Origin of the sequence: Listeria booriae (genome assembly GCF_000766865.1) — a bacterium.
Taxonomy (GTDB): Bacteria; Bacillota; Bacilli; order Lactobacillales; family Listeriaceae; genus Listeria_A; species Listeria_A booriae.
On the sequence record NZ_JNFA01000023.1, the window covers coordinates 311,267 to 325,638 of the forward strand.

The window sequence follows — 14,372 nt, forward strand, 5'->3', positions numbered from 1 at the left end:
CAACACAATTCAAGCTTGATTATAGGAAAAAACTTGGTGCTAACGTTGACTCCTTCGCGTATTATTGCTCCGGTTGTACATTCTCGGTTTCTGTTCCTGCTTTTACTTTGCTGGCAATATGACCGACTGGATCTGCTTCACGAGCGCGCTTCACGGTACTGCCGATTTTTTCGATTGGCGCTGAATCGCGGACGCGTTTTGCTGTGTCGACAATTTTATCTTTTGGTCGGAATGCTTTTGTTGTTATGGGTGCTTTTTCTGTTTGAGTCGTTGTTTCTAGTTGTTTTTTGGCGATGGAGAGCATTAGTTTAATTCGGTTTAGTTGGTTGACGGAGCTTGAACCTGCGTCGTAATCGATGGACATGATATTTGCCGCTGGGTACATTTTTTTCAAGCCTTTAATCATGCCGCGGCCAGTGATATGGTTCGGTAAGCAGGCGAATGGTTGCAGGCAGGCAATGTTTGGTACGTCGCTATCCAGTAATTCAATCATTTCTCCGGTTAGGAACCAGCCTTCTCCCATTTTATTGCCGAGTGATAAGAGTTGACTTGCTTTTTCTGCGATGACTTCGATATTTTCTGGTGCGGTAAATCGCTTGCTTGCGCGCAGAGCGTCAGACATTGGTTTGCGGTATTTGTTGATTACTGGAATGGCAATGCTATGTTTAGCGAATGATTTCACTTTGGACATGCCGAACGTATTGGCTGCAAAATGGCTGTCGTAGCAACAATATAGCAAGAAGTCTACAAAATCTGGAACGACTGCTTCCCCGCCTTCTTCTTCAATCACGCCGACAATATCGTTATTGGCACCTGGGTGGAACTTCACTAAAATTTCACCGACAACGCCGACTTTTGGCTTGACTTCTTTTGTTAGCGGGATTTGATCAAAAGCTTCTACCATCTCACGGCAAAATTTAGCGTAAGCGGACGGGCTATAATTCGCGAGCATTTCTTTTCCTGCTTCGATGAAATGGCGGTGCAGTTTGTTCGCGCTACCTGCTACTCTTTCGTATGGGCGTGTTTTGTAAAGCATCCGGTCTAACCCGTCGCCAAGACAAAGACCCACGAGGAATCGAACGCCGACTTTTGGTGTAATTTTGAAGCCTGGTTGTTTTTCAAGACCGTTTGCGTTTAGCGAAATAACTGGGATGTGATCAAGTTCGGCTTGGCCTAGCGCTTTTTTCAACATTGAGATGTAGTTCGTTGCGCGACAACCTCCGCCTGTTTGTGTCATTAAAACGGCCAAATTATCAAGGTCATAATCCCCGTGTTTTAAGGCATCCATCATTTGACCAATTGTTAAAATCGCTGGGAAACACGCGTCGTTGTTGACGTAACGCAATCCTTCATCGACGGCACGCGGTGTTACGGCTGGTAAAACTTCCAAATTATAGCCTACTTCGCGACCTGCTGCTTCTAGTAATTCGAAATGCGTTGGTGCGAGTTGTGGCGCCAAAATTGTATAGTTCTTCTTCATTTCTTTGGTGAAAAGGACACGTGGTTTCGGAGCTGGCATCGCTGTCGGTAAAACGTTATTGCGTTCGCGTTCGTCCATCGCGGCTTTTAAGGAACGGATTCGGATTCGCGCTGCGCCTAGGTTGTTGATTTCATCGATTTTTAGGAGCGTGTAGACTTTGTTGTGACCTTCGATGATTTCTTGTACCATATCCGTTGTAATCGCGTCAAGACCGCAACCAAATGATGTGAGTTGCACGACTTCGAGATTTTTCTGTTCTGCTACGAAACTGGCTGCGCGGTAAAGTCGGGCATGATATTTCCACTGGTTTTCCACGCGAAGTGGGTGCTTGATTTCGCCAAGATGTGATACGGAATCTTCCGTCAAGACTGCCATGCCGTTCATTGTGATAAGTTCTGGTAAGCCATGATTTACTTCTGGATCGATATGATATGGATGTCCGCACAAGACAATGCCGCGGATTTTGTTTTTGCTAATGTATTCGAGTGCTTCTTCGCCTTTTGTTTGGATGTCTTTGCGGAATGCTTGTGCTTCTTCCATACCTGCTTTTACGGCGCTTTCCATTTCCGCAAGCGGGATTTCTGGGAATGCCTCGTGCAACCCTTTTAGCAACGCTTTTTCATTATCTAATGTCAAAAATGGCGCGATCAGAGGCACGTTTTGTTCTTCTAGCGCATCGACGTTCACGCGGATAACTTCTGGATAACCCGCGACAACAGGACAGTTGAAGTTATTCGTCGCTTCGCCGTATTCCTTATTCTCATACACGACGGACGGATAAAAAATGCAGTCGACTTTCTTCTTAATCAAGTCCATCACATGACCGTGCGTTAATTTCGCAGGATAACAAACCGCCTCAGACGCAATCGTTTCAATGCCTTTTTCATACAGGTTCTTCGAGGATTTCATCGATAAAGTGACACGGTAACCTAAGTTCGTAAAAATCGTATGCCATAAAGGATAGTTCTCAAACACATTCAGCGCGCGCGGAATCCCAATCGTGCCGCGGGTCGCTTCGTCTTTTTTCAATGATTTATAATCAAAAACGCGTTTGTATTTATATTCAAATAAGTTCGGTAACAAATTCTTCTTCGATTCGACACGTTCCCCGCGTTCACAACGGTTCCCACTGACAAACTTGCGGTCATCACCAAATCTCGTAATCGTTAATTGACAGGAATTGCTGCATAAATTACAGCGTGATTGCGACGTTTCAGCTTGAAACTCGCGTAATTTCTCCAAAACGAGTAATTGGCTAACTTCTCCTGTTTCGTAGTTTTCTTTGGCGATTAGCGCTGCGCCATACGCCCCCATCATTCCTGCGATGTCGGGACGGACAACTTCACGCCCTGTTAGCAATTCAAATGCGCGTAAAACCGCTTCATTATAAAATGTGCCGCCTTGAACAATCACCTTTTCGCCGATATCTTTTGGACTGCGTAACTTGATGACTTTTTGTAATGCGTTTTTGACAACAGAATAGGCTAGACCTGCGGACAAGTCTTCCATTGATACGCCTTCTTTTTGCACCTGTTTCACTTTTGAATTCATGAAAACGGTACAGCGTGAGCCTAAGTCAACTGGTTCTCTTGCCTGGAGCGCTTTGTCTGCAAATTCTTGAATGGTCACACCTAGCGTTTGCGCGAATGTTTCTAGGAACGAGCCACAGCCCGCCGAGCATGCCTCGTTTAGCATTAAACTGTCTAACGCTTTATTTTTGATTTTCATACATTTCATATCTTGTCCGCCGATGTCCAAAATAAAATCCACATCCGGCAGAAATTCGCGAGCTGCCCGATAATGCGCCACGGTCTCAATTTCACCAACATCGATTTTCAGCGCCGCCTTAATTAGCGACTCGCCGTAGCCCGTAATCCCCGACTGTCTAATTTTCACCGTTTCTGGCAAAATTTCATACAGATGACTCGTCGCATCAATTACCGACTGCAACGGATTTCCTTTATTGCTATCATAAAAAGAGTACAAAATCTCATTATCTTTCCCCATCAAAACAAGCTTTGTCGTCGTGGAACCCGCATCGATACCTAAATAAACATCGCCTTCATAACTCGCCAAATCACCACGAGGCGCTTTCATTTGATTGTGCCGCTCGCGAAAAGCCGCCAAATCTTCCGCACGCGTAAATAGAGCTGGCAAAATTTCTGTATCTGTCGCCATACTCGAAAAATCCAAATCACGAAGTCGCGTAATAATATCTTCTATCGCAAACGCTTCGTCTTTCCAACCATTATAAGCCGTTCCAAGCGCGATAAAATACTCCGCATTTAGCGGTGCAATAATATCGGAATCTTTCATTTTCAACGTCTCTGTAAAACGATACCGCAACTGATCTAAAAACGTCAGCGGTCCGCCTAAAAACGCGACTTTCCCACGAATCGGGCGACCACAAGCCAAACCACTAATCGTCTGCGTCACCACACTTTGAAAAATCGAAGCCGCAATATCTTCTTTTCGCGCGCCTTCATTCAATAACGGCTGCACATCTGTTTTCGCAAATACACCACAACGCGAAGCAATCGGATAAATCGTCTCAGCGCCTTTTGCCAAGTCATTTAAGCCGTTCGGGTCTGTCTGTAACAACGAAGCGATTTGGTCAATAAACGCACCTGTCCCACCAGCACACGCATTGTTCATCCGTTGTTCGATGCCACCTGAGAAATAAATGATTTTCGCATCTTCCCCGCCAAGCTCAATCACCACGTCCGTTTCAGGAATAACCTGCTCCACCGCTTCCGTACACGCAATAACCTCCTGAATAAACGGCACCTGCAAAAATTTCGCAATCGCAAGTCCCGAAGAACCCGTGATTTTAAACGTCATTTCAGTTTCCCCGCACGTCTCTTGCAAATCACGCATAATGGCTAAAGTGACCGATTTAATATCCGAAAAATGTCGCCGATACGTCTGGAATACGATTTTCCCCGTCTCATCCATCGCTACCGTCTTCGCCGTCGTTGATCCCACATCTAATCCTACATGAATCATAATTCTGTCATCCCCTTTTCTAGTATAAATGCTCATAAAATCACAATGATTAGCGCAAAAAATGAGTGATTACTCACTTTAAAAATATAAAAAGGTATCTATATACAGCTCATTCTACACACTTCCATTTAAAAAGTAAAGTAAAAACTAGGCATCTGCGCACCGGCAAACACCTAGTTTCTATCGTGCTTATTTCAACAAACTAATGCGGCGAATACTCTCTTCTGTCGCAGCATTTAAAATCTCATCTTTGCGCGTTGGATCATAATCCACACCTTCTACAAAAACACTCGGCAATGTTTCGATACCAATAAAATTCAAAATCGTATTGATATAAGGCTCGCCGTGCGTTTCCAAATCTGATTCACCAGTGGAATAAACCCCACCACTTCCGTGAATTTGCAAGGCTTTCTTACCTTTTAATAAGCCTTCTGGACCTGTTTCTGTATAGCGGAACGTCTTACCTGCAACAACTACTGTATCAAAATATGCTTTTAACATCGGTGGAATACCTAAATTCCAAAGCGGTGACACGATAACATACTTGTCCGCGTCGATAAATTGCTGTGTCAACGCGTCGAATTGCGTCAATTTCTGCTGCATTTCAGGGTCTAAATCGGTGAATGCTTTTCCTTCACGCAGTGCATTTCCAGCCGCCATAAACGCACCGTCAATCATCGGAATGTCGTGCGTATATACGTCGATGCGCTCCACAACATCATTTGGATTTTCTTCTTGATATTTCTCTAAAAAGGCAGTTGCCACAACCATGCTTCGCGATACATCATCAGGAAGTGGTGACGCTTTAATAAATAGTAATTTTGCCACTAGATTCAACTCCAATTTCTACTTTAAATATGTTCCTCCTTATTTTATCCCAGTTCGACTATGCTCGTCAATGTACAAAGCGACAAAAAGTAAGGCAATTGACAAATAAAATTCGCGTGCTAAAATGGATACAGAACATCGCTAGTGTATTAATACACTATTTTTTCTACAAAATAAAATCGGAGGCAATGTCATGAAGCGGATTGAGCGTATTTATCACTATGTCCAGCAGCAAAACCACGATAACTTAAAGCAACAACTCGAACAAAACCAAGGTATCACAGCCACGGAAATCTCTGAAGCGCTGTCTATTTTACGAAATAATGTCAGTATGGAACTAAATGAACTGCATCGCCAAGGGAAAATTATTAAGATCACCGGTCGACCCGTGCGTTATTTTGACCGCCATTCTATAGAAGCAAAAATCGAAAACCTCCTTGCAGATGACGAACTGGAATACGATAATTGCCAAGCCTTACTTGAAAAATTCTCAGAAAACACCGTCGCAAGAAGCCCATTCGATGATTTAATTGGCTCTGATGCTAGTCTTAGAACACAAGTCGAGCAAGCCAAAGCCGCCGTCCTTTACCCTCCAAATGGATTGCATACACTCATTGTTGGACAAACTGGTGTCGGAAAAACACTTTTTGCAAATTTGATGTATCGTTATTCACAACACGCCGAGCGTTTGGGCGCTGAATCCCCATTCATTATTTTTAACTGTGCCGATTACTATAATAACCCGCAGCTTTTGATGTCACACATTTTTGGACATATGAAAGGTGCTTTTACGGGTGCTGAGAACGAAAAAGAAGGCCTCGTCGAAAAAGCAAATGGCGGCATTTTATTCTTAGATGAAATTCATCGTCTCCCGCCAGAAGGTCAAGAAATGATTTTCTACTTGATGGATACGGGAACGTTTAACAAACTTGGCGAAACAGATCGACGTCGCAAATCCAATGTCTTAATTATTGGCGCTACGACCGAAGATCCCGAATCCTCTTTATTACGCACCTTTGTCCGGCGGATTCCAATCGTTATCTCCCTACCAAGTCTCGAAGAACGAACACCGAAAGAACGCGTAGACTTATTGAAAAACCTGCTTTCTAATGAAGCTCACCGGATTAGTAAGCCACTTCGCATTGAAGATGAAGCTGCTAAAGCCTTGATTGGCAACACTACGTTTGGTAATATCGGTCAGCTAAAATCAAATATCCAACTTGTTTGTGCGCAAGGTTTTCTCAATAGTTTTGATACAAATGAAGAAATTCTGATTGAGTTTAAGAAACTGCCGATGAATATTAAGGATGGGTATTTCCATTTTAGTGGTCGGCGTAAAGAACTACAAGAAATTTCTAAATATCTCGATCCCTACACAGTAATTATGCCAGAACGCGGCAAACAGCTCATCAATTCCGATGAATATGAGCCCGATTTCAACCTCTACAAAATCATGGAAGACAAAGCTTCTATTTTGATGGATCAAGGCGTGGAAAACGAAGATATTAAGAAGTTCATCACAATGGATATCGATGTCCACCTCAACAGCTTCTATGCCAAATTCAAAAACACGATTCATGACCGCGAAAATATTTTGAAAATCGTCAATGAAGATATTTTGAATTTCACAGAAGACATTCAAGTCAAAATTGAGCGCCAGCTTGGGAAGAAGTTAAACGAACGTTTCCTACTTGCTTTTAGCCTCCATCTGACATCCTTTTTAAAACGCGCGCGCAGCAACAAACCGCTAAAATACACCAATATTGAAAATGTCGTCAACGATAAGCCGGAAAGTTATGCGATTGCGTTAGAAATGAAGAAAGAAATCGAATCCGAGTTTCACATTCGCGTACCTAATATGGAAGTGCTGTATTTAACACTGCTCATCAGCTCGCTACTCAAAGACCAAGAAGAAAATCGTGTGGCCATTCTTGTTGCAACACACGGAAATAGTACCGCTTCAAGCATCGTCAATGTCGCTAAAAAACTCCTCGGCGAAGGCCTGGTGGATAGCATCGACATGCCGCTTGACCTCAGTCCGAAAGTCGTTCTAGACAAAATTACACAGCGCGCACGCGAACTCGACATGGGGCGTGGTGTCCTGTTACTTGTTGATATGGGTTCACTCACAAGTTTTGGCTCGGTAATTACGGAACGAACTGGCATCCCGGTCCGCACGCTTGACATGGTTTCCACCGCTACCGTAATCGAAGCCGTCCGCAAATCAAATATTTTAGACATGGATCTAGATAGCATTTACGATTCGCTAAAAGATTTTCGCGGGTATGGTGGTTACGATTCTGAATCAAGCACACTTACAGGTGATAAAGCGCATGCCATCGTCACCATTTGTGCGACCGGTGAAGGTACCGCTGAGAAATTACAAGCCTTCATTCAGCGTATCCTAGACACGATTACAACCGATAACATCAAAGTCATCCCTCTTGGCGTTCACGAGGCAGCCGGAAAAATCGAGCAACTTCAAGAAGAATACGATATTCTCATGATTGTCGGCATCCACGATCCAAAAGTGCAAATCCCGTTCATTCCAATCGAGCGCCTATTTGCCCAAGACGGTGAAGAACAAATCATCCAGCTCGTCAGACAACGCGACATTTTCATCAAAAAAAGCGAAACCAATTGGATCGCCCGCGAAGTCATCGAAGACAGTCTCAGCGAATTTCTCACATATCTCAACCCGAAAAAAATCATTCCAGTCTTATTAAAATTCGCCGCTTCCCTGGAAAAAGAATTAAATATGACGATGGAAAATACACAAAAAATCAACCTATTAATCCACATCGGTTGTGCCATCGAACGCATGGTTGTCAAAGACGGTTTAGCTTATCATGACCCGTCAGAGGCAATCGTTCAGACACCTATTTTTAAAGCTATTGAGCAAACAAATCGGGAATGTTTAAGCCCGATGAAACTTTCGCTAACACTTGATGAACAGCTCTATATATACGATATTTTAACGAAGACACACCAGTTAACAACATAATTTAGAAATTATTGCGCGGCATTGCTACTTATTAGGATGCCGCGCAGTTTTTTTTACGTTTTTTGTTTTTAAGCTTTCAGATTAGGGTAATGAACATTGTATGTACGAAAGTTGATATTCTAATGGCCTAGCTAGCGTATTAGATATAAATTTAACTGTATCATGTTCATTCGCGCATATTTTTTTCAGGATACCATACCTTTACATAAGCCCTTACAAATTTGGAGTAACAGACCTGGTAAGTGTATCCTAATAAAGAGAAAAAGGAGGAATTAATATGCCAGTAGGTATCATTATTGGAACGCACGGCGAATCAGCGCGTGAATTGCTTAAATCGACAGAAATGATTATCGGTAAGCAAGACAATGTGGAATTCATTACGTTTGTTCCAGGAGAGAACACAGATACATTAATTCAGAAATTCACCGAGAAATTAAACGCCATTGATGCTTCTGATGGAGTTCTTTTTATGGTTGACTTATTTGGCGGTAGCCCGTACAATGCAGCTAGTCAGATCGCACTACCACAAGAAAAAATGGATGTCATCACAGGAGTTAACATTCCAATGTTACTGGAAACGTTATCCATGCGTGCCGTCAGTGGTTTCGACGACTTACTTAACACAGCTCTTACCGCTGGAAGTACCGGAGTAAAATCACTAAAACAATCACTAAAAGATGTCGAGGAGGATGATTTATAATGGATATTCGTTTAGCAAGAATCGATGACCGCCTAATTCACGGTCAAGTAGCAACAGTTTGGACAAAAGAAACAAAGGTGGAACGTATCATTGTATGTAATGATGACGTTGCCAAAGATGAAATTCGTAGTACCCTATTAAAACAAGTTGCCCCACCAGGCGTTAAATCAAGCGTCGTTGATGTAGAAAAAGCAATCCGCGTATACAACAACCCGAAATATGAAACAACACCGGCAATGCTTCTTTTCACAAACCCAACAGATGTACTTCGCATGGTTGAAGCTGGTGTTCCAATTAAAACCGTTAACATTGGCGGTATGGCCTATCGTGAAGGTCGCACACAAATCACAAATGCCGTCTCTGTAGGACCAGAAGATGTCACAGCATTCCGTGCACTAAACGACAAAGGAATCGAACTTGAAATCCGCAAAGTTGCTGCGGACAGTAAAGTTATGATGATTCCATTACTAGACAAAGAAAACATGTAATTTTTGGGATAAGATGTAGGTGTATACAACTTGCATCTTGAACGTCCCTACTTTTTGGGGATGGTTTTCCATTAAAAATAATTACATCATTTCTTTTCAGCCATTATTCATTTGTTTCGTAAAGAAAAATTGGGAGGGAATTTTATATGGATGCAATTCAATTAATCCTTGTCTTCCTCGTAGCTTGTATCTGTGGTATGGGTAGTATCTTGGATGAGTGGCAATCTCACCGTCCGTTGATCGCGTGTACGTTAACAGGTCTTGTACTTGGCGACATGACAACTGGTATTATTATCGGTGGTTCACTTGAAATGATCGCATTAGGTTGGATGAATATCGGGGCCGCTGTTGCACCTGATACTGCCTTGGCATCACTAATTTCAACAATTTTGGTTATTACAGGGGGACAAGACATCAGCGTTGGTATCTCACTTGCGATTCCACTTGCTGCTGCTGGTCAAGTTTTAACAATTCTCGTTCGTACGATTACTGTAGGTTTCCAACATTCAGCCGATAAAATGGCGGAATCAGGGAATCTGAGGGGACTCGATCTCCTGCATGTCACGGCACTGCTCCTCCAGGCGATGCGTATTGCGATTCCAGTTCTAATCGTAGCGCTATCTGTTGGTACAGACGCCGTTACCAATATGTTGAACGCCATCCCGGATTGGTTGGTTAACGGACTAAACGTTGCCGGCGGATTCATCGTTGTTGTCGGTTATGCGATGGTTATTAACATGATGGAAGCGAAATATTTAATGCCATTCTTCTTCTTGGGATTTGTAGTCGCAGCCTTCACAACGTTCAACTTAGTAGCACTAGGTGTCCTAGGACTTGTAGCAGCTATTATTTACATCCAATTAAGCCCTAAATATTATCTAAAAGAAGCACTTGCCCAATACGGAGCGGCAGGTGGCGGCGGTGGGTCGAAACCAGAGAACGATCTGGATGACGACCTAGACGACTAAAAAAGGGAGGTAACCAAATTATGAGTAATGAAACTGCAAAAGTAACCGTTGGCGAGAAGAAGCTAACAAAAGGTGACTTAATGAGCGTATTTATTCGTTCTAACCTGTTCCAAGGTTCATGGAACTTTGAGCGTATGCAAGCGTTGGGATTTTGTTTTAGCGTTATTCCAATCATTAATCGCTTGTATGAAGGCGACGAACGTAAAGAAGCAATTAAACGTCATTTGGAGTTTTTCAATACACATCCATATATGGGAGCTCCGATTTTAGGGGTAACCGCTGCGATGGAAGAACAAAGAGCAAATGGCGCACCAATCGATAATGCCGCTATCAATGGTATTAAAGTTGGTTTGATGGGACCACTTGCTGGTGTTGGGGATCCAATTTTCTGGGGAACTATTCGTCCAGTATTAGCCGCGTTAGGTGCATCTTTCGCATCAACTGGTAATATCTTTGGCCCACTGCTATTCTTCGTACTTTTCAATGGGATTCGTTTAGGCTTCCGTTATTGGGGCGTGTTCTACGGTTATGGTAAAGGTACAGACGTTGTATCTGACATGTCCGGTGGCGTGCTTCAAAAACTAACAGAAGGCGCGTCCATTCTCGGTCTGTTCGTTATGGGTGGACTGGTTAACAAATGGACAACAATCAACATCCCGATTGTCGTATCAAAAACAACCAACCAAGAAGGTAAAACAACAACGACCACTGTTCAAGATATTTTGGATAGCTTAATGCCTGGTATTCTTGCATTAGGTCTAACATTTGCTTGTATGTGGCTGCTCAAGAAAAAAATCAACGCTTTGTGGATTATCTTGATGCTATTCGTTGTTGGTATCGTTGGCTATGTACTTGGTATTTTCTCTGTTCCGGGTGCGTGATTAGATAAAAATAGGGCTTTTCGTCTTTTGTTGACGGAAAGCCCTATTTTTTATTTGAAAACTACGTATAACATCACAGTTTGTTCTTGGTTTTTGAAGCCATTTTCAGAGAATGTGTTTTCGTTCATTCCTGTACCTTCTTTCCCCATAATCCATCCTTGCAATATATATTTTTTTCCTTTTTTTATTTTGCCATCTTCAAATGATTGTGTTTGTGCGCCTGCGTCCTCTATTTTACCAAAAATATCTTTTGGAATAGCAAATGAATCTTGGGAAGTTGCTCCATCATTTGATACTGCCGCGCGAATTTCAGTTGGTTTAAAAACATCAAAGCCAGGAATTCCCCAAACAAGAGTGCCGCTCAGTTGTGTATCTTTTTCACTTCCAAACTCTGTAACTAGCTTATGTAGCACACGTTTGTCACGTTTATATACATCAAAGTAAATACTCACGTTGCTGCCTTTTACGTTATAGCCAACTTTACCACTCGCTGCTAAAAGTAAGGATAATTCGTCTGTTCTATCAAGTTGATTCATATTTTTAATTTCGCCGTCTGGAATTCCTTTCTCTTTATCGGTATGGAACGGCCAATAGTTCATGTGATTCAAATACAGTAACGTGCCACCTAAGATGACGATGATACCTACTACTATTAGTCCTATTTTTTTCATTTTCTGTTTCTCCCCTTTTCTTTGTTGTTTCAAGTGACTTGAATTTTAATTATAATATGCTATTCACCATTTCACAAGGATATTTTGGTTATTTTTGCATATCGCACGCTCGTTCTTGAGAAATAAGACTTGGAATGATGTGATTCGGTTCCTTTTTTTAGTATAGAATGGTACAATGAAGTGAAATTTAATGAATGTAGGTGTAGTTAATGAGCTTTGATGCAACAAATATTTTCTTGCTGATTATGATTGCTGGAGCCTTCTTGTTCTCCTTTTATGATGGCGTTGTGCTTCATTTCTGGAAAGGGAAAACGGTTCGCAGTATTCCGCTTCGCTCGCGCGGAAAATGGGATGGATACATATTCGTTGGGTTAATTACTCTCTTGTTTATCTCCAATGCGTTTTTACGTCACGGACCAACTTCAACTTCTGTTTTGCTGGCGATTCTTGGTGTTTTATTTTTCTACATTTGTTTTATCCGCAAAGGTCGTATTATTTTTAAAGAGCATGGTTTCTTTTATGCCCTCCTCTTTTTTGAATATAAGAAAATGGAGCGGATTAACTTGTCGGAAGATGGTGTCTTGGTGATTGAAACAGGGCGTCAGCGCTTGCTATTGTTTGCGCGAAATGAACAAGATTTAGCAGATATGTTACAAATTTTTACAGAACGCAGCTAAAAAAATCGAGTCTGGGAGCTACCCAAACTCGATTTTTTATATGCCGACTTTACTTAAATGAATCCGTTCTACTTCAAACTCGATAAATTTACCATGTAAGGCTTCGATTTGTTCGTCGTATTGCGTATTGAAACAGATGATGCTATCTTCTAAACGAAGTACCGCAAAACCGTCCTCTTCGTAGTCCTCTAGTTGTCCGACGATGTGAACGAGTGCGTCTTCGGTTGTCTCTAAAATACAATGTTTCTCGTCGCTCTCAGCAAGCCTTGCCGCCGTCAAATCTTCTGGAATTTCAATTTCTACCGTATATTTGCGATTCGACTCCGGCTCGTCATCGTTCCAAATTCCTTCACACGTGCCGAAATCACTTTCAAATCTAACTTGCCCAGAAGCAAGCTTTTTCTGAACCTTAATTTCCACTAAAAAATTCCTCCTGAAGTTTTTCACTTTATTGTTTATTATAGCATGAAATGAAGAAATCGCACCTATTTTTTACTGCAAAAGTCCATAAATTTCTTTTGTTAGTGCTACGTTTCCTTTTTCTGAACGTATATTGGAGAATAGAATGACCGCGTCTTTGTGATTTCTTGAAAAACTGTTGATTGTTTCGTAGTTGTAAATAACGCCGCGTGATAAATAAAAAGTAGATTTATCATAAAAGCCAAAACCATAATATCCAGCGCCAGGTTGGAGCATTCTTGTAAGACTTGCTTGATTGATTAGTTTGCCGCTTGTTAATGCTTTATCGAACAAATAAATGTCTTTTGGTGGCATATACATATTTCCAGCACCGAATAATTGAGAATTGTCTTGAAGATACGGATTTTTGATAAGCGTGCCGTTGCTTAATTTATAGCTTACTGCTTCATTTGGATTCGTGAAAAAACCATCGCCAATGCCTGTTTGGGTCATTCTAGCGGGTGTGAAGATGTGTTGCTTTAGATAATTGGTAAGGGTTTGGTTCGTTAGCACTTCGATTAGACGTCCCATCACCGCGTAATTATCATCGCGATAATCCCATTTGCCTGGTTGGCGATAAATTCCGCCTGCTTCAATGTCTCGTAAAATTTGTTCAGATGTTATTGGTTGATTTCCTTTCTTGCGCCCGTTGATGCCTGACGTGTGACCAAGGAAATTCTTTATTTTAATATTCTTGCCGTTAGGGAAATCAGGAAAATATTTATTGATTGGGTCTTCTACGTTTAGCAGACCTTTTTCTTGTAATTGCATAATTGCTGTTGCCACGACTGCTTTTTGCATGGAGCCGATGATGTATAGGCTCTTGTCGTCGGTCATTTTGCCGATGGTTTTGTTTGCGATGCCGAAGCCTTGGTTTAGGATAACCTGATTGTCTTTTACAATATAGGCGGTACCGTTGAATTGGTTCGCTTTTAGTGTTGTTTCGATCTTTGCTTTGGTCGAGGCATGTGGGTCTACTACAATATTGGCCTTTCGACTAGTTGTTGATTCATCGTTCATGGTAATCTCGTTCGCTGTTACTTTAGGATGCATCTGCACGAATGCATAACTGCCTCCCACTCCCACAACTAACAAGCACGTTATAACGGTTGCAATGGTTCCTAGACGGCGCTTATGACGTTTCTTGCGCGCCTTTTCTGCTCTACTCATGTGCATGTTAATCCTCCTTCACGCTTATGTCTGACATAAT

At 42.0% G+C, this 14,372-nt stretch carries 11 protein-coding genes; 6 read left to right on the forward strand and 5 right to left on the reverse strand.

Annotation, left to right across the window (positions count from 1 at the left end):
- Window positions 1-61: 61 nt before the first annotated feature.
- Both EP57_RS09460 and EP57_RS09465 read right to left on the reverse strand, forming a co-directional pair.
- On the reverse strand, window positions 62-4,486 hold the full coding sequence (locus EP57_RS09460; RefSeq protein WP_036086082.1) for a 2-hydroxyacyl-CoA dehydratase: 4,425 nt from the start codon (window positions 4,484-4,486) through the stop codon (window positions 62-64).
- A gap of 189 nt (window positions 4,487-4,675) precedes the next feature.
- The gene (locus tag EP57_RS09465; RefSeq protein WP_036086084.1) at window positions 4,676-5,314 is read right to left on the reverse strand and encodes an FMN-dependent NADH-azoreductase; all 639 of its coding nucleotides are present in this window, start codon (window positions 5,312-5,314) and stop codon (window positions 4,676-4,678) included.
- A gap of 193 nt (window positions 5,315-5,507) precedes the next feature.
- Here EP57_RS09465 and EP57_RS09470 point away from each other — a divergent pair, with 193 nt between their 5' ends.
- The 5 genes from EP57_RS09470 to EP57_RS09490 all read left to right on the forward strand — a co-directional run bounded on the left by EP57_RS09470 (window position 5,508) and on the right by EP57_RS09490 (window position 11,355).
- The gene (locus tag EP57_RS09470; protein WP_036086086.1) at window positions 5,508-8,318 is read left to right on the forward strand and encodes a sigma-54-dependent transcriptional regulator; all 2,811 of its coding nucleotides are present in this window, start codon (window positions 5,508-5,510) and stop codon (window positions 8,316-8,318) included.
- A gap of 277 nt (window positions 8,319-8,595) precedes the next feature.
- On the forward strand, window positions 8,596-9,018 hold the full coding sequence (locus EP57_RS09475; protein ID WP_036086088.1) for a mannose/fructose/sorbose PTS transporter subunit IIA: 423 nt from the start codon (window positions 8,596-8,598) through the stop codon (window positions 9,016-9,018).
- Complete coding sequence (locus EP57_RS09480; RefSeq protein ID WP_036086089.1) at window positions 9,018-9,506, forward strand: mannose/fructose/sorbose PTS transporter subunit IIB; 489 nt, start codon at window positions 9,018-9,020, stop codon at window positions 9,504-9,506. The genes EP57_RS09475 and EP57_RS09480 overlap by 1 nt, the downstream gene beginning before the upstream one ends.
- A gap of 146 nt (window positions 9,507-9,652) precedes the next feature.
- Window positions 9,653-10,474, forward strand: a complete 822-nt coding sequence (locus tag EP57_RS09485; protein ID WP_036086090.1) for a PTS mannose/fructose/sorbose transporter subunit IIC — start codon at window positions 9,653-9,655, stop codon at window positions 10,472-10,474.
- 20 nt (window positions 10,475-10,494) lie between these two features.
- Window positions 10,495-11,355: a PTS mannose transporter subunit IID gene (locus EP57_RS09490; protein ID WP_036086092.1), complete on the forward strand. Its 861-nt coding sequence runs from the start codon at window positions 10,495-10,497 to the stop codon at window positions 11,353-11,355.
- 50 nt (window positions 11,356-11,405) lie between these two features.
- Here EP57_RS09490 and EP57_RS09495 read toward each other — a convergent pair whose 3' ends face one another.
- Complete coding sequence (locus EP57_RS09495; RefSeq protein ID WP_036086093.1) at window positions 11,406-12,026, reverse strand: hypothetical protein; 621 nt, start codon at window positions 12,024-12,026, stop codon at window positions 11,406-11,408.
- 209 nt (window positions 12,027-12,235) lie between these two features.
- Between EP57_RS09495 and EP57_RS09500 the strand changes: the two genes are divergently transcribed.
- A complete protein-coding gene (locus EP57_RS09500; protein WP_036086094.1) occupies window positions 12,236-12,703 on the forward strand; it encodes a DUF986 family protein in 468 nt (155 codons plus the stop codon).
- A 36-nt stretch (window positions 12,704-12,739) separates the two neighbouring features.
- Here EP57_RS09500 and EP57_RS09505 read toward each other — a convergent pair whose 3' ends face one another.
- Together EP57_RS09505 and EP57_RS09510 are read right to left on the reverse strand one after the other, a co-directional pair.
- The gene (locus EP57_RS09505) at window positions 12,740-13,123 is read right to left on the reverse strand and encodes a hypothetical protein (protein ID WP_036086095.1); all 384 of its coding nucleotides are present in this window, start codon (window positions 13,121-13,123) and stop codon (window positions 12,740-12,742) included.
- Between the two features lie 72 nt (window positions 13,124-13,195).
- The gene (locus EP57_RS09510; RefSeq protein ID WP_052167624.1) at window positions 13,196-14,338 is read right to left on the reverse strand and encodes a serine hydrolase domain-containing protein; all 1,143 of its coding nucleotides are present in this window, start codon (window positions 14,336-14,338) and stop codon (window positions 13,196-13,198) included.
- Between the last annotated feature and the right edge of the window lie 34 nt (window positions 14,339-14,372).